Annotated in this window: 16 protein-coding genes; 10 read left to right on the forward strand and 6 right to left on the reverse strand. The window is 67.6% G+C overall.

Features of this window, described 5'->3' with window-relative positions; genetic code table 11:
- Positions 1 to 2: 2 nt before the first annotated feature.
- Genes ACVN9Z_RS04645 through dapA form a run of 3 tightly spaced genes read left to right on the forward strand, consistent with a single transcriptional unit; the run spans position 3 to position 3,810 of the window.
- The gene (locus ACVN9Z_RS04645; RefSeq protein WP_458213178.1) at positions 3 to 1,091 is read left to right on the forward strand and encodes an ABC transporter ATP-binding protein; all 1,089 of its coding nucleotides are present in this window, start codon (positions 3 to 5) and stop codon (positions 1,089 to 1,091) included.
- Positions 1,092 to 1,095: 4 nt separating this feature from the next.
- Positions 1,096 to 2,871 carry an ABC transporter permease subunit gene (locus ACVN9Z_RS04650; RefSeq protein ID WP_054448652.1) on the forward strand — a complete coding sequence of 592 codons (1,776 nt, stop codon included), beginning with the start codon at positions 1,096 to 1,098 and terminating at the stop codon, positions 2,869 to 2,871.
- A gap of 36 nt (positions 2,872 to 2,907) precedes the next feature.
- The gene (dapA, locus tag ACVN9Z_RS04655) at positions 2,908 to 3,810 is read left to right on the forward strand and encodes a 4-hydroxy-tetrahydrodipicolinate synthase (protein WP_251200263.1); all 903 of its coding nucleotides are present in this window, start codon (positions 2,908 to 2,910) and stop codon (positions 3,808 to 3,810) included.
- Between the two features lie 51 nt (positions 3,811 to 3,861).
- Here the strand turns inward: dapA and ACVN9Z_RS04660 are convergent, their stop codons facing one another.
- The 4 genes from ACVN9Z_RS04660 to ACVN9Z_RS04675 all read right to left on the reverse strand — a co-directional run bounded on the left by ACVN9Z_RS04660 (position 3,862) and on the right by ACVN9Z_RS04675 (position 8,138).
- Positions 3,862 to 4,689, reverse strand: a complete 828-nt coding sequence (locus ACVN9Z_RS04660) for an IclR family transcriptional regulator (protein ID WP_006386242.1) — start codon at positions 4,687 to 4,689, stop codon at positions 3,862 to 3,864.
- A 204-nt stretch (positions 4,690 to 4,893) separates the two neighbouring features.
- The gene (locus ACVN9Z_RS04665; protein ID WP_006386241.1) at positions 4,894 to 5,661 is read right to left on the reverse strand and encodes a phytanoyl-CoA dioxygenase family protein; all 768 of its coding nucleotides are present in this window, start codon (positions 5,659 to 5,661) and stop codon (positions 4,894 to 4,896) included.
- A 112-nt stretch (positions 5,662 to 5,773) separates the two neighbouring features.
- Positions 5,774 to 6,895, reverse strand: a complete 1,122-nt coding sequence (locus tag ACVN9Z_RS04670) for an AI-2E family transporter (protein WP_049055582.1) — start codon at positions 6,893 to 6,895, stop codon at positions 5,774 to 5,776.
- Positions 6,896 to 7,073: 178 nt separating this feature from the next.
- The gene (locus ACVN9Z_RS04675; protein WP_020926131.1) at positions 7,074 to 8,138 is read right to left on the reverse strand and encodes a LysR family transcriptional regulator; all 1,065 of its coding nucleotides are present in this window, start codon (positions 8,136 to 8,138) and stop codon (positions 7,074 to 7,076) included.
- 397 nt (positions 8,139 to 8,535) lie between these two features.
- Here ACVN9Z_RS04675 and ACVN9Z_RS04680 point away from each other — a divergent pair, with 397 nt between their 5' ends.
- From ACVN9Z_RS04680 to ACVN9Z_RS04705, 6 genes are all read left to right on the forward strand, one after another.
- On the forward strand, positions 8,536 to 9,726 hold the full coding sequence (locus ACVN9Z_RS04680; RefSeq protein ID WP_006386238.1) for an efflux RND transporter periplasmic adaptor subunit: 1,191 nt from the start codon (positions 8,536 to 8,538) through the stop codon (positions 9,724 to 9,726).
- 36 nt (positions 9,727 to 9,762) lie between these two features.
- Positions 9,763 to 12,978 carry an efflux RND transporter permease subunit gene (locus ACVN9Z_RS04685; RefSeq protein WP_006386237.1) on the forward strand — a complete coding sequence of 1,072 codons (3,216 nt, stop codon included), beginning with the start codon at positions 9,763 to 9,765 and terminating at the stop codon, positions 12,976 to 12,978.
- A 69-nt stretch (positions 12,979 to 13,047) separates the two neighbouring features.
- On the forward strand, positions 13,048 to 14,535 hold the full coding sequence (locus ACVN9Z_RS04690; RefSeq protein WP_006386236.1) for an efflux transporter outer membrane subunit: 1,488 nt from the start codon (positions 13,048 to 13,050) through the stop codon (positions 14,533 to 14,535).
- A gap of 902 nt (positions 14,536 to 15,437) precedes the next feature.
- Positions 15,438 to 15,968: an RNA 2',3'-cyclic phosphodiesterase gene (gene thpR / locus ACVN9Z_RS04695; protein WP_054507906.1), complete on the forward strand. Its 531-nt coding sequence runs from the start codon at positions 15,438 to 15,440 to the stop codon at positions 15,966 to 15,968.
- Between the two features lie 56 nt (positions 15,969 to 16,024).
- Positions 16,025 to 16,585 carry a 5'-3'-deoxyribonucleotidase gene (locus tag ACVN9Z_RS04700; protein ID WP_006386234.1) on the forward strand — a complete coding sequence of 187 codons (561 nt, stop codon included), beginning with the start codon at positions 16,025 to 16,027 and terminating at the stop codon, positions 16,583 to 16,585.
- Between the two features lie 104 nt (positions 16,586 to 16,689).
- Complete coding sequence (locus ACVN9Z_RS04705) at positions 16,690 to 18,027, forward strand: NAD(P)H-dependent oxidoreductase (RefSeq protein ID WP_006386233.1); 1,338 nt, start codon at positions 16,690 to 16,692, stop codon at positions 18,025 to 18,027.
- Positions 18,028 to 18,086: 59 nt separating this feature from the next.
- Here ACVN9Z_RS04705 and ACVN9Z_RS04710 read toward each other — a convergent pair whose 3' ends face one another.
- Together ACVN9Z_RS04710 and ACVN9Z_RS04715 are read right to left on the reverse strand one after the other, a co-directional pair.
- Positions 18,087 to 18,839 carry a FadR/GntR family transcriptional regulator gene (locus ACVN9Z_RS04710; RefSeq protein ID WP_006386232.1) on the reverse strand — a complete coding sequence of 251 codons (753 nt, stop codon included), beginning with the start codon at positions 18,837 to 18,839 and terminating at the stop codon, positions 18,087 to 18,089.
- A gap of 152 nt (positions 18,840 to 18,991) precedes the next feature.
- Positions 18,992 to 19,729, reverse strand: coding sequence for an SDR family NAD(P)-dependent oxidoreductase (locus ACVN9Z_RS04715; protein ID WP_006386231.1), 738 nt, complete (start codon positions 19,727 to 19,729; stop codon positions 18,992 to 18,994).
- Between the two features lie 238 nt (positions 19,730 to 19,967).
- On the opposite strand from ACVN9Z_RS04715, the gene ACVN9Z_RS04720 reads away from it, so the two are divergent.
- Positions 19,968 to 20,789, forward strand: coding sequence for a shikimate dehydrogenase family protein (locus ACVN9Z_RS04720; RefSeq protein ID WP_458213179.1), 822 nt, complete (start codon positions 19,968 to 19,970; stop codon positions 20,787 to 20,789).
- Positions 20,790 to 20,819: the final 30 nt, after the last annotated feature.

Genomic DNA, 20,819 nt, shown 5'->3' on the forward strand with positions numbered 1-20,819 from the left:
CCATGTCTTCTTCCAATCTGCAAATCTCGGGCCTGGGCAAACGCTATGGCGATTTCGTCGCCCTGGCGCCCACGCACCTGGATGTCGCCCGCGGCGAATTCCTGACCCTGCTGGGCCCGTCCGGCTCCGGCAAGACCACGTTGCTGAGCCTGATCGCGGGCCTGGCCCGGCCCGACGAGGGCCGCGTGCTGATCGACGGCAACGACGTCACCCACGGCGCGCCGTACGAGCGGGACATCGGCATGGTGTTCCAGAACTATGCGCTGTTCCCGCACATGACCATCCTGGAGAACATCGCCTTTCCGCTGAAGATGCGCAAGGTGCCGGCGGCCGAGGCGAAGCGGCGCGCGCAGGAAGCGCTGGACATGGTGCGGCTGCCGCAGGTCGGCGCGCGCCTGCCGCGCGAACTGTCCGGCGGCCAGCAGCAGCGCATCGCGCTGGCGCGCTGCATGGTCTACCGCCCCGCGATCATCCTGATGGACGAGCCCCTGGGCGCGCTGGACAAGAAGCTGCGCGACCAGATGCAGCTGGAGATCAAGCGCATCCACCGTGAACTAGGGACCACCATCGTCTACGTGACGCATGACCAGGAAGAGGCCATGACTATGTCGGACCGTATCTGCCTGATGAATGGCGGTGCGATCGAACAACTGGGCACGCCGGCCGACCTGTACTTCCGCCCACGTACCCTGTTCGTGGCGGACTTCCTGGGCGAATCCAACCTGCTCCAAGGCGAGGTCACGGCCATCGACGGCGCCACGCTGACCGTCAGGCTGGCGCACCAGGGCGTCAGCGGCCAGGCCCTGTCCAATGGCGCCACGGTCAAGGTCGGCCAGAAGGTCACGCTGATGGTGCGACCGCAGAACCTGCAGGCCGGCCCCGCCCAGGGCCACGGCCAAGCCCTGACCGGCAAGCTGCTCGACGTGATGGTGACCGGCAGCCTGACCAAGCTCTATCTCGATTCGGGCGCGCCCGACAGCGCCCCGCTCGTGGTCGCCTACCCCACGCGCCGCCAGGCCGAGCAGTACGCCATCGGCCAGCCGCTGTCGGTGACCTGGCAGGCCGCCGACGCGGTCGCCATCGCGGAGTGACCGCATGAGCCCCCTTGCCCCTCCCCGCAAGCGCATGAGCCAGGGCCGCCGCCATTTCCTCATGGCCGCGCCGCTGGTGATCCTGCTGCTGGTGCTGCTGATCTATCCGGTCGGCCAGTTGCTGCTGCTGAGCTTCTACGGCGACCAGGGTTTCTCGCTGACGCAATACCACCGGTTGTTCGAGTCGTCGGTGTACGTCAACGTGCTGCTCATCACGCTGAAGATCTCGCTCTGGACGACCTTCTTTGCCGTGGTGGCCGGCTACCCGGTCGCCTACCTGATCTCGAGCCTGTCGGCCCGGCGCAAGACGTCGCTGCTGTTCTGGGTGTTGCTGTCGTTCTGGACCAGCTTCCTGGTGCGCACCTTCGCCTGGGTCGTGCTGCTGGGCCGCAACGGCGTGGTCAACCAGATGCTGCAGGCGCTGGGCATCCTGGATGCGCCGGCCAACCTGCTCTACAACTTCGGCAGCGTGCTGGTCGGCATGGTGCATGCGCTGATGCCGCTGGCGGTGCTGACAATGCTGTCGGTCATGGAGAACATCGACCGCAACCTGCCGCGCGCCGCCTCCACCCTCGGCGCGCGCCCGGGCACCGCGTTCTGGAAGATCTACTTCCCGCTGTCCATGCCCGGCGTGGCCGCCGCGGCCATCATGGTGTTCGTCACCGCCATCGGCTTTTTCATCACCCCGGCGCTGCTGGGCGGCCGCAAGGAGACGATGATCACCCAGATCATCATCGACCAGGTGCAGCAGACCATGAACTGGGAATTCGCCGGCGCGGTGTCGGTGCTGCTGCTGGTGGTGGTGCTGGCGGTGTTCGCGCTGTACGACCGCATACTGGGCCTGTCGACCATGACCGGCGCCGGCGCGTCGCGCCCCCGCGTCTCGGCCAAGCCCGGCCTGGCGCGCCGCGCGGGCGAGGCCCTGCTGGACCTGCTGGCCGCGCTGTCCGACCGCCTGTTCTCGCTGCTGCCCTCGCGCCTGCGCCGTTCGGTGTCAGGCACCGGCCAATCGCGCACCCTGTGGTGGATCGTGCTGGCGGTGCTGGCCTTCCTGTCCGCGCCCGCCTTCCTGATGATCCCGCTGTCGTTCGATTCGGGGTCCGGCCTGACCTGGCCGCCCAAGGGCTTTTCGTTGCAATGGTACGAGCAGATGTTCACGTCGCCGGTGTGGATGCAGGCCATCACGCGCTCGCTGGTCGTGGGCGTTGGCACCGGCCTGCTGGCCATGCTGATCGGCACGCCGGCCGCCTTCCTGCTGGTGCGCGCCGACATGCGCGGCAAGTCCGCCATGCTGGCCTTCGTGCTGTCGCCCATCGTGGTGCCGCGCATGATCATCGCGGTGGGCATGTTCTATTTCTTCGCCCGCGTCGGCCTGGTCGGGTCGACCGTCGGCCTGATCCTGGCGCACACGGTGGTGGCGGTGCCGTACGTGGTGATCACCATGATGGCGGTGCTGCGCAACTACGACACACGCCTGGACCTGGCGGCGCAGAGCCTGGGCGCGGGGCCCTGGTCGACGCTGCGCTTCGTGACCTTCCCGATCCTCGGCGCGGGGCTGATGTCATCGTTCCTGTTCGCTTTCGCGACCTCGTTCGACGAACTGACGATCGCGCTGTTCGCCTCGGGCGGCCTGAACGCCACCCTGCCCAAGCAATTCTGGGACGAGGTGACGCTGCAGATCTCTCCGGTGATCGCCGCCGTGTCCACCTGCCTGTTTATCTTCATCGCCGCGCTGATCTGGCTCGCCGACCGGCTGCGCCGCCGCAGCCTGGCGGGCTGAGGCGCGGCGCCGTTTCCCTTCCATCAGGATTTTCCCATGTTGAATGCAAGCCAACTGCGCGGCGTGTTTCCCGCGATTCCCACCCCGGTCAATGCCGACGACACCATCAACGTCCCGGCGGCCCAGGCGCTGATCGCCTACCTGCTCAAGCAGGGCATCGACGGCATCGTGCCGCTCGGCGGCACCGGTGAGTACGGAGCTTTGGCGCGGGCCGAACGCATCCGCATGTGCAAACTGACGGTGGACGCCGTGGCCAAGCGCGTGCCGGTGATTCCCGGCGTGCTGGACCCGGGCTTTCACGACGCCCTGCAGGCCGGCCGCGAATTCGCCGACGCGGGCGCCGACGCGCTGATGGTGCTGACGCCCTACTACACGACCCCGACCCAGGCCGGCATCCGCGAGTACTTCCTGCGCTACGCCGACGCATCGCCGCTGCCGGTGATGATCTACGAGATCCCGTACCGCACCCGCATCGCGATCGCGCCCGAAGTGCTGCACGAACTGTCGCGCCACCCGAACATCATCGGCATGAAGGCCTGCAACACGGACATGTACCACTTCCTGCGCACGGTGGCCGGCGTGGACGAATCGTTCGCCGTGTTCAGCGGCGAAGACACGCTGCTGCCGGTTCACCTGGCCGCCGGCGCCCAGGGCGGGATCGTGGTGACGGCGAGCCTGCTGCCCAAGGCCTGGCGCAAGGTCTATGACCTGGCCGCCGAAGGCCGCACGCGCGACGCCATGCTGCTGCACCGTCGCCTGATCCCCCTGATGAACCTTGCGTTCGCCGAGACCAATCCCGGACCGATGAAGTCGGTGATGGATCTCATCGGCGTCGATGCGCCGGAAGTGCTGGATCCCCTGGTGCAGCCCGGGGCCGACCTGCAGGCGTCCTTGCGCGCGGTGGTCAAGCCCTTGCTGGCGGAGTTCGAAGGCGTTTGAGACAGGCGATTCGGGAAGGATTGGGCGCAATCGATCGACCGCGCCCGGCCCTTACCTCGAATACGCCGAGAACTTGGACTTGGAGATGGACGTGGCCGCCACCTGCACGTGCTGCGCCAACTCCGCCTCGACCCTGGCCACGGTCCATCGCGTCGTCGGCACGGAAATGTTGATCGCCGCCACCGCCAATCCCCGATGATCGATCACCGGCGCCGCCACCGAAATATCTCCCAGCACCGTTTCGTTCACGATGATCGCGTAGCCCTTTTCGGCCACGCGCTGCGCGCGTTCGAGCAGCTTGTCGGGATTGACTTCCGTGTAGGGCGTGATCGGCTCCAGGCGGGTCTGCGACAGGATTTCACGGCGCTGCTCGTCCGACAGGCGTGACAGGATCGCCGTGCCCGACGCGGTGAAATACGCCGGCAGGCGGCTGCCCACGGCGATGTCCACATTGACCAGGTGATGCCCTGGGAAGCGGGCCACGAACACGATCTCGTGCCCGTCCAGTTCTTGCAGGTTGGTGGTTTCGCCCAGCGTGCGGCTGATGTCCAGCAGATAGGGCGACGCCTTGTCGATCAACTCATTGGCGCGCACGTAGTTGTACGAGAACTGCAGCACCTTCGGCGTCAGTCCGTAATTGCGCGTGTCCGGAATGCGGCGCAGATAGCCCAGCGTTTCCAGCGTGTAGACCAGGCGTTGCGTCGCGCTGCGGTCCAGGCCCGAGGCACGCGCAATGTCGGCCAGCGTCATGTGGCGTTTCGGGCCGTCGAAGGCGTGCAGCACCTGGAAGGCTTTTTCGGTCGAGCCTACAAAGAGCGAAGACCGGGTCTCGGTCGCCGCCTGCGTCTTGTCCGTATCGTCGGGCTTGTTTTTGGGCACGGGAGCAGCCTATTTGAAAGAAGGAGCGCGCGCGAATCGGAAGCGCGGGCCGTCTTGCCGGCGGCAATCGCGCGTATCGCACGCGATTTAATTGTAATTCAATTATTAGTAGCAGATCCCAATTACCACATAGCGCGGCACGCGCGATCGAGCTGCCCTCAACCGTGCGCCGGCGGACCGGCCCTCACGCTGCCGCGAGCGCCGTCATGCGGCCAACGGCACGCCCGGCTGGCTGGCCGAGCGCGTGCCCGGCACCGGATGACAGGACTGCGGATGGTAGGTATGCACCAGTGACAGCTTGACGCGGTCGCTGCGGTTGCCCTGCGCCGCGTGCAGCGTGCGGCAATGGAAGAACACCAGGTCGCCGGCGCGCAGCTCGGGACAGACGGCGCGCGCGATCCATGCGGCGTTCTCGGGCGCGTCATCGCGGAAGAATTTCTGCTCGTCGAACTGCGCCGGCTTGAACGCCGCCGCGTGCGAGCCTGGAATGAACGACAGGCCGCCGTTGTCCCAGTTCTCGTCGCCCAACGCCAGCCAACAGGACATCAGGTCGGTATCGGAAAACGACCAATAGCGGATGTCCTGGTGCCAGCCGGTCAGGCTGCCATAGGCGGGATGCTTGGTCATCACGCAGTTGTGGTGCACCGTGGACAGCACCGGCGTCTCGCCGAAATAGCGCGCCAGCGATTGGCCGATGCGCGCGTTGGTGGCCCATTGCGCGAACAAGGGATCGCGCCCATAGGCGCTGAGCAGGCGCCGCACCGTCAGGCCGCCTTCGGCGTTGCGCGACTCGGGCGCGCCGGGATAGCGCAGGTCCGCCTCGTATTCGATGGGCGCCACGTGCTCGCGCAGATGGCGCTCGGCCAGCGCGCGCAGCGCCGCCACCTCGGCCGGGTCGGCGAACTGGCGCGCGACCACGAAACCCTGCTCGCGCAGGACCGCTAACTCATCTTCTTGCAACGACGCGGACATGATGAACCTGCCACCCCCTCAGACCCCGCGGCGTAAGCTGCAAAGCGTCTGCGCACAGGGCAGGCGCGTGCCGAGCGAGGCGCCGGCGAGCGCGGGGAGAGCTAGATTACACCTAAATACGCGGGCCGGCGGCCGGCGTCTGGTCGGGCGGGGCCGCGGCCCGGAGGCGGGCGGTGTCACGCTCGGCTTCCTCGTGGTGCACCCACTCGCGCCACACGGCCACCAGCAGCGCCATCAGCACCGGGCCGACGAACAGCCCGACGATGCCCATGGTCTTCACGCCCCCCACCAGGCCGAAGAAGGTCGGCAGGAACGGCAGCTTGACCGGCCCGCCCACCAGGCGCGGACGCAGCGTCTTGTCGACGATGAACAGTTCGACGCTGCCCCACACCATCAACGCGATGCCCGCCACCACATGGCCGGAACCGACCAGGTACAGCGACACCAGCGTGAACGACAGCGGCGCGCCGCCGGGAATCAACGCCATGAAGCCGGTGACCACGCCCAGCAGCACCGGCGACGGCACGCCGGCGACCCAGTAGGCGATGCCCAGCACCACGCCCTCGCCCAATGCGATCAGGCCCATGCCGGTGACGGTGGAATTGATGGTGGCCGGCACCACGCGCGAAAAACGCTGCCAGCGCGCCGGCAGGATGCGTTCGCCCAGCACGTCCAGTTGCGCCACCATGCGCATGCCGTCCTTGTAGACGAAGAACAGCGTGATCAGCATGAACAGCACCGTCAGCAGCAACTGGAACACGTTGCCGGTGGCGGCAAGCACCATGCGGTAGATATTGCCCAGGTGTTCGCCGCTGACGGCCTCGACCAGCGCGCCCAGCGCATGCGGCTGGCCGATATAGGCCTGCCAGTATTCGGAGAGCCGGTCGCCCACCACGGGCATCGAGGTGATCCAGTTGGGGACCGCGACGCCATGGCGATTGGCGGCGATGGCCCAGGCGAAGAAGGTGCTGGCCTCCTTGATGGCGTACGACAGCGCCAGCGACAACGGCACGATCAGCACCACGATCACCACCAGCAGGGCCAGCGACGCCGCCAGCGCGGTGCGGCCGCCGCAGCGCGCGACCAGCCGCTGGTACAGGGGCCAGCTGGCCAGGCCGATGATCAGCGCGGCCAGCGCCGGCACCAGGAAGCCGCTGAGGAAATACACCCCCGCCAACAAAACGAGCAGCAAAAGCCAACGGGCGATCAGGTAAGCGGGGAGTACAGGCTGCATAGAGCGGATCGACAGTGAATGCGTTGAGGCTTTGACTGTCGGACTATACAGACGTTTCGGGAAATACGAGGGACGCAAGCCCTGTATTTACTACGGGGTTTCCCGGTGTTCCGGGATTTTGCCGGCAAATTGCGGGCGTGGCGGACCCGCGGGCCCGCCACCTCGGACACGGCCTGCCTTACAGCGCGTATTCGGCGGCCTCTTCGCGCGCGGTACGGCGGCGCGGCATGGGGTCGTTGGCAGCGGCCACGCCGGCCACGGCCATCTGCTTGGCCTGGCTGATCTGGCGCTGCTGGAACACGCCGCAGCTGGCGGCGGCCGGATCGGTCTCGTCGCGGCCGCTGAGCAGCGGGCAGCTGGCGAACAGTTCCGCCGCCCAGTCGGCGAAGGCGCGCACCTTGGGCGACAGCTGGCGGCTTTGCGGATACAGCACCGAGATCGCGGTGGCGCTGGGCTTCCATTGCGGCAGCACCTCGATCAGCTCGCCCGACTGCAGGTAGGGCAGCGCCATGTAGCGCGGCGTCTGGATCAGGCCGAAACCCTTCAGGCCGCAATCCAGGTAGGCGCCGGCCTCGTTCACCGCCACGGTGCCGCGCATGTCCACTTCCTGGTGCTTGCCGTCGATCTTGAAGTCCCAGGCGCAGTTGCGGCCGGTGCGGCTGGAGAAATAATGCACGGCGTGGTGGTTGCGCAGTTCCTCGATGGTCTGCGGCATGCCATGGCGCGCGACGTAGGTCGGCGAGGCGCAGGTCACGGTCTGCAGGGTCCCGATGCGGCGCGCCACCAGGCTGGAATCTTCCAGGTCGCCGGCGCGGATGACGCAGTCGACCGCCTCCTGCACCATATCGACGGGACGGTCGCCCATGCCCAGCACCAGCTCGACATCGGGGTACTTGTCGTGGAAATCACACAATGAGGGAATCAGGATCAGCCGGCCGATACAGGTCGGCACATCGATGCGCAGCCGGCCCTTCAAGCGCAGCGCCGCTTCCTGGAAACAGGCCTCGGTTTCCTCGACGTCGGCCAGGATGCGCACGCAGTGCTGGTAGTAGCCGGCGCCGTCGGGCGTCAGGCCGATGCGGCGCGTGGTGCGGTTGAGCAGGCGCACGCCCAGCAGGCGTTCGAGATTCTGGATGATGGTGGTGACGGTGGTGCGCGGAAGCGAGAGGCTGTCGGCCGCCCGGGTGAAACTATTGGCGTCCACGACGCGCACAAACACCTGCATAGCCTGAAAACGGTCCATGGCGACGGTGTCCTTTAAGGGCAATTTGGTCGGGGTGTACGGAGCATAACCCGAATTCGTCCGAGATTAGACAAATCTGCCGAACAGTGTTGCCGAGATAGACGTGTTTATCCGCGCCGGCAAAACACTCAGAATGCAAAGCATCTTGAAGTGCCCGTGCCGCCCGGCGCCATCCCAGGGCCTGTCAATCCTCAGATTCCGATCCCGGTATAACCCGTCCCCCAAAAAAAGGCGGGTTCCACCAGGGAAACGTAACCGCGTTGCATGTTGCACTGCAATATGACATCGGTGTTTCAGGACTGACAGACCCGCCGCGATGCCCGCCCCGCCGCCAACCCGCCCCCGTCGCGGTCACGGCAAGCGCACTTCACCCCGACATCACCCATCAAGGAACATCATGGTTTCGCGTAATCGTATTGCTGTGCTCGTCGTCTTCGCGGCCGTCATCGCGGCCGGCGGTGGCTATGCCCTGTTTCGCGCCCCCGCCGGCGCCAACGCGGCCCAGGCGCAAGGCGCGCCCGCCGCGACCCCTGTCGAGGTGGCCGAAGTGGTCAGCAAGACCATCGTCGATTGGCAACGCTACTCCGGCCGGCTGGAAGCCATCGACCGCGTGGACATCCGCCCGCTGGTGTCCGGCACTCTGACCGCGGTGCACTTCCAGGACGGCAGCATCGTCAAGAAGGGCGACGTGCTGTTCACCATCGACCCGCGCCCCTACGCGGCCGAGGTGGACCGCGCCGCCGCCGCCCTGACCGCCGCCAAGGCCCGCGCCTCGTACACGGCCACCGAACTGGCCCGCGGCCAGCGCCTGTTGGCCGACAACGCCATCGCCCGTCGCGACTTCGAGGAAAAGCAGAACGCCGCGCGTGAAGCCGCGGCCAACCTGCAAGGCGCGCAGGCCGCGCTGGACTATGCCAAGCTCAACCTGGGCTACACCCGCATCGAAGCGCCGGTCGCCGGCCGCGTGTCGCGCGCGGAAGTCACGGTGGGCAACGTGGTCGCCGCCGGCGCCGCCTCGGTGCCGCTGACCACGCTGGTGTCGGTCTCCAAGATGTACGCCTCGTTCGACGTCGACGAGCAGACCTTCCTGAAGTACGTGAACCCCGCCCGCAACGGCAAGGCCGGCTCGGTGCCGGTCGAACTGGGCCTGGCCAACGAGGATGGCTACTCGCGCACCGGCTTCGTGCAATCGGTGGACAACCGCCTGGACGCCACGTCCGGCACCATCCGCGTGCGCGCCGAGTTCGACAACGCCGACGGCACCCTGCTGCCGGGCCTGTACGCCCGCATCCGCCTGGGCGGCAGCGAACCGCGCAGCGCCGTGCTGATCGACGAGAAGGCCATCGGCACGGACCAGGACAAGCGCTACGTGCTGGTGCTGGACGACAAGAATCACGCCAACTACCGCCAGGTGAAGCTGGGCGCCAACCAGGAAGGCCTGCGGGTCGTGGACTCCGGCCTGGCCGCCGGCGAACGCATCGTGGTCAATGGCTTGCAGCGCGTGCGCCCCGGCGACGCCGTGAGCCCGACCGTGGTGCCCATGGTCGCGGCGCAACGCAACCCGGTCAAGACCGCGGCCGCCAACTAAGCCGCCGGTGAACCGCAAAGCAGAACGAGAACGTTCATGAATATCTCGAAATTCTTCATCGACCGGCCGATCTTCGCCGGGGTGTTGTCCGTGCTGGTGTTGCTGGGCGGCCTGCTGGCCATGTTCCAGCTGCCGATCTCGGAATACCCGGAAGTGGTGCCGCCCTCGGTGGTGGTGCGCGCGCAGTATCCGGGCGCCAACCCCAAGGTCATCGCCGAAACCGTCGCCTCGCCGCTGGAGGAATCCATCAACGGCGTGGAAAACATGCTGTACATGCAGTCGCAGGCCAACAGCGACGGCAACCTGACGCTGACGGTCAACTTCAAGCTGGGCGTGGACCCGGACAAGGCGCAGCAGCTGGTGCAGAACCGCGTGTCGCAGGCGTTGCCGCGCCTGCCGCCGGACGTGCAGCGGCTGGGCGTCACGACCACCAAGAGCTCGCCCACCCTGACGCTGGTGGTGCACCTGATCTCGCCCAACGACCGCTACGACATCACCTACCTGCGCAACTACGCGATCCTGAACATCAAGGACCGCCTGGCGCGCATCACCGGCGTGGGTGAAGTGACGGTGTGGGGCGCGGGCAACTACTCGATGCGCGTGTGGCTCGACCCGCAGAAGGTGGCGCAGCGCGGCATGACGGCCGCCGAAGTGGTCGCCGCCATCCGCGAGCAGAACGTGCAGGTCGCCGCTGGCGTGATCGGCGCGTCCCCGACCCTGGGCGACGTGCCGCTGCAGCTGAACGTGAATGCGCGCGGCCGCCTGCAGACCGAAGAGGAATTCCGCGACATCATCCTCAAGACCTCGCCCGATGGCGCCGTGACGCACCTGTCGGACGTGGCCCGCGTGGAACTGGATGCCCAGGAATACGGCCTGCGTTCGCTGCTGGACAACAAGCAGGCGGTGGGCATGGGCATCATGCAATCGCCGGGCGCCAACGCGCTGGACGTGTCCTCGCAGGTGCGCGCCGCCATGGCCGAGCTGGCCCAGGACTTCCCGCCGGGCGTGGAATACCGCATCGAATACGACCCGACCCAGTTCGTGCGCTCCAGTATCGAGGCCGTGGTGCACACGCTGCTGGAAGCCATCGCGCTGGTGGTGCTGGTGGTGATCCTGTTCCTGCAGACCTGGCGCGCGTCCATCATCCCGCTGCTGGCGGTGCCGGTGTCCATCGTGGGTACGTTCGGCCTGCTGCTGATGTTCGGCTATTCCATCAACGCCCTGTCGTTGTTCGGGATGGTGCTGGCCATCGGGATCGTGGTCGACGACGCGATCGTGGTGGTGGAGAACGTCGAGCGCAACATCGCCGCGGGCCTGAGCCCGCGTGACGCGACCTATCGCGCCATGCGCGAGGTGAGCGGCCCCATCATCGCCATCGCCCTGACGCTGTGCGCGGTGTTCGTGCCGCTGGCGTTCATGACCGGCCTGACCGGCCAGTTCTACAAGCAGTTCGCCATGACCATCGCCATCTCGACGGTGATCTCGGCCTTCAACTCGCTGACCCTGTCGCCCGCTTTGTCGGCCCTGCTGCTCAAGAGCCACCACGACAAGCCCGACTGGCTGACCCGGGGCATGAACCGCGTGTTCGGCCGCTTCTTCAACTGGTTCAACAACATGTTCGGCCGCGCTTCGGAAAGCTACGGCGTGGGCGTGTCCGGCGTGATCCGCCGCAAGGCCGGCGCCATGGGCGTCTATGCCGTGCTGGTTGCCGCCACCATCGGCGTGTCGTACCTGGTGCCGGGCGGCTTCGTGCCGGCGCAGGACAAGCAGTACCTGATCGGCTTCACCCAGCTGCCCAACGGCGCCTCGCTGGACCGCACTGACGCCGTGATCCGCCGCATGAGCGACATTGCCCTGAAGGAACCTGGCGTGCAGAGCGCCATCGCCTTCCCGGGCCTGTCCATCAACGGCTTCACCAACAGTTCCAGCGCCGGCATCGTGTTCGTGATGCTCAAACCCTTCGACGAGCGCAAGGGCGCCGCGCTGTCGGGCAACGCCATCGCGGCTTCGCTCAACCAGAAGTTCGCGGCCATCCAGGACTCGTTCATCGCCGTGTTCCCGCCCCCGCCCGTGATGGGCCTGGGCACGCTGGGCGGTTTCAAGTTCCAGATCGAGGACCGCGGCGCCGCCGGCTACGCCGAACTGGACAAGGCCAAGTCCGCGTTCCTGGCCAAGGCGCGCCAGGCGCCTGAGCTCGGCCCCGCGTTCTCCAGCTACGAGATCAACGTGCCGCAGCTGGACGTGGACCTGGACCGCGTCAAGGCCAAGCAGCTGGGCGTGCCGGTGACGGAAGTCTTCGACACCATGCAGATCTACCTGGGCTCGATGTACGTCAACGACTTCAACCGGTTCGGCCGCGTGTTCCAGGTGCGGGCACAGGCGGACGCGCAGTACCGCGCGCATGCCGATGACATCCTGCAGCTCAAGACCCGCAATGCCGCCGGCGACATGGTGCCGCTGTCGTCGCTGGTGACCGTCAAGCAGACCTTCGGCCCCGAAATGGTGGTGCGCTACAACGGCTACACCGCCGCCGACATCAACGGCGGACCGGCGCCGGGCTACTCGTCCGACCAGGCCCAGGCCGCGGCCGAGCGCGTGGCCGCCGAAACCCTGCCGCGCGGCATGAAGCTGGAATGGACCGACCTGACCTACCAGCAGATCCTGGCGGGCAACGCCGGCCTGTGGGTGTTCCCGATCAGCGTGCTGCTGGTGTTCCTGGTGCTGGCCGCGTTGTACGAAAGCCTGACCCTGCCGCTGGCCGTGATCCTGATCGTGCCGATGAGCATCCTGGCCGCGCTGACCGGCGTGTATCTGACGGGCAATGACAACAACATCTTCACCCAGATCGGCCTGATGGTGCTGGTGGGGCTGTCGGCCAAGAACGCGATCCTGATCGTGGAATTCGCCCGCGAGCTCGAAATGAACGGCCGCACGCCGCTGGAAGCCGCGATCGAGGCCAGCCGCCTGCGCCTGCGTCCGATCCTGATGACGTCGATCGCCTTCATCATGGGTGTGGTGCCGCTGGTGCTGTCGTCCGGCGCCGGTTCGGAAATGCGCCACGCCATGGGTGTCGCGGTGTTCTTCGGCATGCTCGGCGTGACCCTGTTCGGCCTGTTCCTGACGCCGGTGTTCTACGTGCTGCTGCGTTCGATGGGCGGCAAGAAATTGCACTCGGCCGCGCCGCACGAGGCGCCGGTGTGCATGCCGCACATCGACCCGAACGCGCCGCCCGCCACGCAGCACAACGCCTGATCCGGCCTGGAAAAAAATAGCCAGCGCGCCCCGTCCCGCACGGCGGGGCGCGCGCCCAAGAGAATCGTCATGAAGACCAAAAGACTGATCCGCGGTTCCGCCCTGCTTGCCGTCCTGCTCGTGCTGGCCGGCTGCGCGGTGGGCCCGACCTACGAACGGCCCGCGGCCGCCACGCCGGCGGCCTACAAGGAAGCCGCGCTGCCCGCCGCCGAAGCCGGCACCTGGAAACCGGCCCAGCCGTCCGAGGAAGCGCTGCGCGGCGAATGGTGGAAAGTGTTCGGCGACGAAGGCCTGAACCAGCTGCAGGAAGAGGCGCACAAAGCCAACCAGAACCTGCAGGCCGCCGCCGCCCGCCTGACCCAGGCGCGCGCGCTGCAACGCGAGGCCCGCGCCGGTTTCTTCCCCAGCCTGGACGCCGCCTTCGGCCCCAATCGCCAGCGCCCCTCGGCCGTATCGCAAGGCCTGCCCGACGGCACGTCGACGCGGCCGGTGACCACCTGGCGCGCGCAAGGCACGGTGTCGTACGAGGCCGACCTGTTCGGCCGCGTCGCCTCCACCGCCGACGCCGCCACCGCCGACGCGCAGCAGAGCGAAGCGCTGTACCGCTCGGTGCTGCTGGCGCTGCAGGCCGACGTCGCCACCACCTATTTCCTGGTGCGCGAACAGGATGCCGAAGCCGCGCTGTACCGCCAGACGGTGCAACTGCGCACCGAGACCCTGCAGCTGATCCAGCGCCGCTACGACGCGGGCGACATCAGCGAGCTGGACCTGGCGCGCGCCAAGGCCGAACTGGCCTCGGCGCAATCCGAGGCGCTGGGCATCGACCGCCGCCGCGCCGCCGGCGAACACGCGCTGGCCGTGCTGCTGGGCCGCGCGCCGTCGGAATTCGCGATGCCGCCCAAGCCGATCGAAAAGGTGGCGCTGTCGATCCCGGCCGGCCTGCCGTCGACGCTGCTGGAACGCCGTCCCGACATCGCCGCCGCCGAACGCGCCATGGCCGCCGCCAACGCCCGCGTGGGCGCCGCCAAGTCGGCGTTCTTCCCGCGCCTGGACATCACGGGCGCCTTCGGCTACGAGTCGTCGGAACTGGGCAACCTGTTCCAATGGTCGAGCCGCACGTTCCTGCTGGGTCCGCTGGTCGGCGCCGCGCTGTCGATGCCGATCTTCGACGGCGGCCGCCGCCAGGCCGGCCTGGACCGCGCCCGCGCAGTGTACGAGGAAGATGTGGCGGTCTACCGCCAGACGGTGCTGAACGCGTTCCGCGAAGTCGAGGACAACCTGGCCAACCTGCGCATCCTGTCCGACCAGACGCGCGCGCAGGACGCCGCGGTGGAAGCCTCGGCCCGCGCCGCGAAGCTGTCGCACACGCAATACCGCGAAGGCTCGATCAGCTATCTCGACGTGATCGAAGCTGATCGCAGTGTGCTGCTGCAGCAACGGGTGGCGGTGCAGTTGAGCGGTGAGCAGGCGCGGTCTGCGGTGGATCTGATTCGGGCGATCGGCGGCGGGTGGGGGAATCCGGTGCCTGGGGCGGAGGCTGTGGCGGCTAATCGTTAGTTGTTCATTGCTCGAGCATTGCGTTGGCTGCTGTTGGCGATGATGAGTCGGTCTTCGTAGGTCGCCCCTCGGGCGGGCGGACCCGATGGCGGGCGCCCACGATTGCGGTCCGGAGCGTTCGCTCCGGACTTCCCCATCCTCATCCTCGTCCTCGCCTTCGGCGACTCCTTCGGATTCCGTCGGGCGCATCGAGGTTGCCCGCCATCGGGTCCGCCCGCCCGAGGGGCTGCGAGCGTCTAGGCTTGTCGCGCTGTTAGACCTGTGTGCGGGGAAGGGAATCTACAGGGCTGCCCATCGCGGCCGCGCGGGCGGCCACGATGAGCGTCTGTGCATTTGAAAGTGTTGCGGGTGCGCTGCGCGCTGGTGGCGAGCGGTTTTCTAATGATTCCGCACGTCAGGGGGAGGGGCGGTGGTGGTCGGCGCGGCATAAGGCATGTTGCGCGTGACGACCTCTCGCGCCGACCACAAACAGGCGGGGTGCCAACAGGCTTTCAATAGCAAGCGATTTGGTCTCTCCCACACGCGAGAGCGTCATCATTCCGACGCAAGACATCGCGTAAGCCGCAAAAGGCCGCCCGCGCGGCCGGCTTGCGGCGGGCTCCGCAAGACCCTCCTCTCCAGCCCCGATGTGCGCCAACACGCCAAGCACACCGCTCGCCCCAACGCCCGAGGCTAAGCCTCATCGCGAGCGAGTGGCGGGGTCGGTGGGGGATGGCGGGGCGTGTAGATGCGCCCGAGGGAATCCGTAGGGAGCCGAAGGCGTACGAGGATGACGAAGGGGCAGTCCGGAGCGAACGCTCCGGACCGCAATCGTAGCCCCGCCATCCCCCACCGACCCCGCCACGCGCGCCTCAAGAACCCACACCCCCTCGCGACACCTAACAACCCCTACAATCTCCGCCATGTCGCCCATCCGCCTCTTCTACGCCCTCTGGCCCGACACCCCCCTGGCCAACACGCTGTCCACCTGGGCCACTCAAGCCCAACCGCACAGCCGCGGCCGCGCCATGCGCACGGAAACCCTGCACATGACGCTGGCCTTCCTGGGCTCCGTGGAAAAGGAAATCGCCGACGAACTCATCGACGCCACCCCCTACCACCGCCTGCAACCCGGCACCGTCACCCTCGACCGCTACGGCGTCTTCGCCCGCCCTCGCATTCTCTGGGCCGGCCCCGCGCAGACCCCGGCTTCGCTCCAGGCCAGCCACGACGGCCTGTGGCTGTGGCTGTCAGCCTTCGGCTTCGTGCCGCCCGCCCAGCCGTTCCGCCCCCACGTCACGCTGCTGCGCAACATCGAGCGCAACGACCCACCCGCCGACGCCCCCCCGCCCCTGACCTGGCACTACGACCGCATGGTGCTGGTGGCATCCGAATCCACCGACGGCGGCAGCCGCTACCGCGTCGTCGCCCGCTCGAAACCGCAACCGGGCTGAGGCTACTCGCCGGCGCTCTGGCACAATCGAGCGCGTCGCAACGACTTAGGATCTTTATGATCATCCTGCTCGACCAAGACGGCGTGCTGGCCGACTTCGAACACGCCTTCATCGATGCCTGGCGCGCGCGCCATCCCGACATCGCGCCGGTGGCGTTCGAGGACCGCAAATCCTTCTATATCCGCGAAGACTACGCGCCCGAGCTGCGCGGCATGGCCGAGGCCATCTACACCGCGCCCGGGTTCATCCGCAACCTGCCGCCGGTGCCGGGAGCGCTGGAGGCCGTGAAGGAACTGCTGGCGCTGGGCATGGACGTGCGCATCTGCACCTCGCCCCTGTCGCAGTTCGAGAACTGCGTCGCCGAGAAATACCTGTGGGTCGAGAAACACCTGGGCCGCGAGGCCACCAACCGGCTGATCCTGACCAAGGACAAGACCCTGGTGCACGGCAACCTGCTGATCGACGACAAGCCCCTGATCCAGGGCGCGGTCAAGCCGCGCTGGAAGCACGTCCTGTTCGACGCGCCCTACAACCGCGGCGTCGCCGACCGCCCCCGGATCACCTGGAGCAACTGGCGCAACGTGCTGGCCGGCGAGCTGTATACGGCCGACGAATGACGCCTGGATGACATCCTGACGGCCGGGTGGCCGGCCCTGTTCAGCGGCCGGGGTTGAGGCTATTCTGTGGTGCTGTATCCCCACACCCTGGAGGAGCCTGCACCATGAATCTGCACCGCCTGCTCAAGCAGCGAGAAGCCGATCACAAGCCCTTGCGCGTAGCGCTGCTGGGCGCCGGAAAGTTCGGCGCGATGTTCATGAGCCAGGCCCCGCGCACGCCCGGCATGCGGCTGGTGGCCGTGGCCGACCTGACCCCGGATCGCGCCCGCGCCGCGCTCACCCGGGTCGGCTGGCCGGCCACGGCGCTCAACGCCGCCAGCACCGGCGACGCCCTCAAGCAAGGCAAAGTCTATTTCACCGACGATCCCCACGCGGTCATCGCCAGTCCGGACGTCGACATCGTCATCGACGCCACCGGCCAGGCGGCCGCCGGCATCGGCCACGTGCTGGCCTGCTGCGAGCACGGCAAGCACATCATCATGGTCAACGTCGAGGCCGACGCGCTGGCCGGGCCACTGCTGGCGCGCCGCGCGCGCGAAGCCGGCATCGTCTATTCGCTGGCCTATGGCGACCAGCCGGCGCTGATCTGCGAAATGGTGGACTGGGCCCGCGCCAGCGGCTTCGAGGTGATGGCGGCCGGCAAGGGCACCAAGTACCTGCCCGAATTCCATACTTCCACGCCCGACACCGTCTGGCCCTACTACGGCTTCACCGCCGAGATGGTGGCGGCCGGCGACTTCAACGCGCAGATGTTCAACAGCTTCCTGGACGGCACCAAGAGCGCCATCGAGATGGCCGCGGTCTCCAACGCCACCGGGCTGCTGCCCTCGCCGTCCGGCCTGCACTTTCCGCCTTGCGGCGTGGACGACCTGGCGCGCGTGCTGCGGCCGCGCGAGGATGGCGGCATCCTGCATCATCGCGGCCAGGTGGAAGTGATCTCCTCTCTCGAACGCGACGGCCGGCCGGTGTTCCGCGACCTGCGCTGGGGCGTGTACGTGACGCTGGCGGCCGACAGCGACTACGTGCGCCGCTGCTTCAAGGAATACGGCCTGGTCACCGATCCCAGCGGCAACTACACCGCCATGTACAAGCCGTATCACCTGATCGGGCTGGAACTGGGCATCAGCGTGGCCAGCGTCGGCTTGCGGCGCGAGCCTACCGGCGCGCCGGCCGGCTGGCATGGCGATGTAGTGGCCACGGCCAAGCGCGACCTGCAGGCCGGGCAGTTGCTGGACGGCGAAGGCGGCTACACCGTGTATGGCCGGCTGATGCCGGCGCGCGATTCGGTCGACGAGGGCTACCTGCCGCTGGGCCTGTCGCACCAGGTCAAGCTCAAGCACGCGGTGCGGCAGTCGCAGGCGATCCGCTGGAGCGACGTGGAATACGACGATCGTTCGGCCGCCGTGCAGTTCCGCCGCGAAATGGAACAGACCTTCGCCTGAACGCGGCGCCTCGCCATGCCGCCCCCGGCCCCGCGTGAATCGGGACGGGCCGGCGACCGTCAGACCGGCGGCGAACGTTCCGCCTGGAACAGCCGCAGGCGGTCGGCGGCATTGCGCAGGTGCTGCTCGGCGGCCTTGCCGGCGGCATCGGAATCCCCACCCTCGATGGCCGCGAAGATCGCCTGGTGTTCGCTCTGCACCGCCGCCATGCGCTCGGCGTACATGCGCGCCGTGTTGTTGCGCGCGCTGCGGATGACGCGCCGCACATTCGCTTCCAGATAGTCGTTCAGCGCCACCAGGTGCGGATTGTGCGTGGCCTGCACGATGGCCTGGTGGAACTGGTAGTCCTCTTCGTCGCCCAGCTTGTCGTTGATGAGCGCGTACTCCATGCCCACCAGCGCCTGGCGCATCTTCTTCAGGTCGGGTTCGGTGCGGCGTTGCGCCGCGTAGCGCGCGGCGGTCACTTCGATCGACAGCATCAGCTCCAGGATGTGTTCCAGGTCCTGGTTGTCGCCCGGCGTGGGCGCGGCGATGCGGAAGGCGTTGCGCTGGAAGTTCGGATCGACGAACACGCCGCTGCCTTGCTGCGAGGTGATCAAGCCTTCGGATTTCAGGCGCGCCAGCGCCTCGCGCACCACGGCGCGGCTGACCGAGTAGATCTCGGTCAATTGCTTCTCGGTGGGCAGGCGGTCGCCGGGCGCCAGCGTGCCCTGGCGGATCTGCTCGGCCAGCGCGTCGGCCACGCCCGCCGAAAGCGAATGCCTGGGCGCGGCGCGCTGCGGGTCGGAGTCCTGTGCTTGAGTGGGCTGCATGTGGAATCGTTAAAACGTGAAGGCGGCTCGCGGCGGGGAAGCCCCTGGGGCGCGCCGGCCCGTGGTTATAGGAATTCTCGACGTTTCACTGCGGCGGCGCCCTTGAAAATTATAGGATTTTGCCGGAATCAAGGGCGCGGCCGCCTCGGACTTTACGCGATATAGATGCCGCCGTTCACCTGCATCACCTCGCCCGTCACGAAACCGGCCAGCGGCGAGCACAGGAAAGCAATCGCGCCGGCGATTTCCTCGGCCGTGCCGAAGCGCCGCAACGGCGTGCTTTCCAGCAACTGCGCGCCCTTCTGGCCGATCAGGTCGTGCGTCATGGAGGTGGCGATGATCCCGGGCGCCACCGCGTTCACCCGGATCTGCGGCGCCAGCTCCAGCGCCAGGCTGCGGGTGAAGCTCTGCACCGCGCCCTTGGACGCCGAATAGGCCGCGTGCGCGTAGCTGCCGCGCTGCGCCGCCAGCGACGTCAGCAGCACGATCGAGCCGTTCTGGCGCAGGTGGCGCTGGGCGGCGCGGCACACGTAGAAGGTGCCGTCCAGGTTCACGCCCATCAGCTTCTTCCAGGCCTCGTCGCTGGTGTCCTTGACCAGTTGCTCCGGGTAGATGCCGGCGCAATGCACCAGGTGGTCGAGGCCGCCGAAGTGGTGCGCGGCGCGTTCCAGCACGCGGTCGCAATCGTGCGAGGCGGCCACGTCCAGCGCGTGCACGAACACCCGCTGGCCGCTGGCGTCCAGCTCGGCGGCCACCTCGTCCAGGCGCGCCTTGTCGATGTCGGTGAGCACCAGCCGGGCGCCATGGGCGGCCATCAGCCGCGCGGTCGCCAGACCGATGCCATTGCCCGCGCCGGTGATGGCGACTACCTGTCCTTCGAACGAAATCATGCTGTCTCCAAAGCGCTTTTTCGACGGCAAGCGCCCGCTCCCGGGGTGCCGCCGACGGTTCGATTGAACCGCCAAATGCATCGCTTGACACGGGAAAAACGCTTGCCCTATGATTTATCGGACAACTTAATAAAGTTGCCTGACAACTTGTGTTGAAAGCGTAAAGCAACTGGCGATTTCAGGCAAGCAGGTCGGAAAAACACGGCCAACGGCCGCATGACAGGCAGGGGACAACCAGGTGGAAATCACCGGCAGCACAACCGTATTCGCGATCGCGGCCGACCCGATCGCGCACGTCAAGACGCCCCAGCGGCTCAACGCCCTGCTGCGCGAGCGCGGCATCGACGCCGTCATGGTGCCGTTCCACGTCACCGCCGCCGGCCTGCCCGGCCTGTTCGCGGGCCTGCGCGGCCTGGCCAACCTGGGCGGCTTGGTCGTTACCGTGCCCCACAAGGAAAGCGCCGCCGCGCTGTGCGACGCCCTCACCCCCGCCGCCGAACTGATCGGCGCCGTCAATGCGGTGCGGCTGCGCGACGGCTGCCTGACCGGCGGCAACTTCGACGGCCTGGGCTTCGTCGCCGGCCTGCGCGGCCAGGGCCATGAGCCCGCCGGCCGCCACGTCTACCTGGCGGGCCTGGGCGGCGCCGGCAAGGCCATCGCCTGCGCCATTGCCGAGGCCGGCCCGGCCAGCCTGCGCCTGTACAACCGTTCGCCCGGCAAGGCCGAGGCGTTCGCCGCGCGCCTGGCGCGCCACTATCCCGGCCTGGCCATCAGTGTGGCCGGCCCGCGTCCCGAAGCCTGTGACATCGCCATCAACGCGACCACCCTCGGCCTGGACGACAACGATCCCCTGCCCTTCCAACTGGACGCCCTGGCGCCCGGCGCGGTGGTGGCCGACGCCGTCATGAGCCGCGTCGACACGCCGCTGCTGCGCGCCGCTACCGCGCGCGGCTGCCGCACCCATCCCGGCCTCTACATGCTGGAAGGACAACTCACCGAAATTGCCCGCTTCCTGGGCATAGAAAAGCCGCAGCAGGAACTGCTGAACGCGCTTGCTTGATTCACGGACCTACCACTCCCGTTCCACGGA

It is taken from the genome of Achromobacter sp. KK8 (assembly GCF_054188005.1).

Coding starts and splice junctions, on each gene's coding strand:
- ACVN9Z_RS04645 (WP_458213178.1), top strand. CDS start 3: ATGTCTTCTTCCAATCTGCAAATCTCGGGCCTGGGCAAACGCTATGGC.
- ACVN9Z_RS04650 (WP_054448652.1), top strand. CDS start 1,096: ATGAGCCCCCTTGCCCCTCCCCGCAAGCGCATGAGCCAGGGCCGCCGC.
- dapA (WP_251200263.1), top strand. CDS start 2,908: ATGTTGAATGCAAGCCAACTGCGCGGCGTGTTTCCCGCGATTCCCACC.
- ACVN9Z_RS04665 (WP_006386241.1), bottom strand. CDS start 5,661: ATGTCCGCGTCGTTGCAAGAAGATGAGTTAGCGGTCCTGCGCGAGCAG.
- ACVN9Z_RS04670 (WP_049055582.1), bottom strand. CDS start 6,895: ATGCAGCCTGTACTCCCCGCTTACCTGATCGCCCGTTGGCTTTTGCTG.
- ACVN9Z_RS04675 (WP_020926131.1), bottom strand. CDS start 8,138: ATGGACCGTTTTCAGGCTATGCAGGTGTTTGTGCGCGTCGTGGACGCC.
- ACVN9Z_RS04680 (WP_006386238.1), top strand. CDS start 8,536: ATGGTTTCGCGTAATCGTATTGCTGTGCTCGTCGTCTTCGCGGCCGTC.
- ACVN9Z_RS04685 (WP_006386237.1), top strand. CDS start 9,763: ATGAATATCTCGAAATTCTTCATCGACCGGCCGATCTTCGCCGGGGTG.
- ACVN9Z_RS04690 (WP_006386236.1), top strand. CDS start 13,048: ATGAAGACCAAAAGACTGATCCGCGGTTCCGCCCTGCTTGCCGTCCTG.
- thpR (WP_054507906.1), top strand. CDS start 15,438: ATGTCGCCCATCCGCCTCTTCTACGCCCTCTGGCCCGACACCCCCCTG.
- ACVN9Z_RS04700 (WP_006386234.1), top strand. CDS start 16,025: ATGATCATCCTGCTCGACCAAGACGGCGTGCTGGCCGACTTCGAACAC.
- ACVN9Z_RS04705 (WP_006386233.1), top strand. CDS start 16,690: ATGAATCTGCACCGCCTGCTCAAGCAGCGAGAAGCCGATCACAAGCCC.
- ACVN9Z_RS04710 (WP_006386232.1), bottom strand. CDS start 18,839: ATGCAGCCCACTCAAGCACAGGACTCCGACCCGCAGCGCGCCGCGCCC.
- ACVN9Z_RS04715 (WP_006386231.1), bottom strand. CDS start 19,729: ATGATTTCGTTCGAAGGACAGGTAGTCGCCATCACCGGCGCGGGCAAT.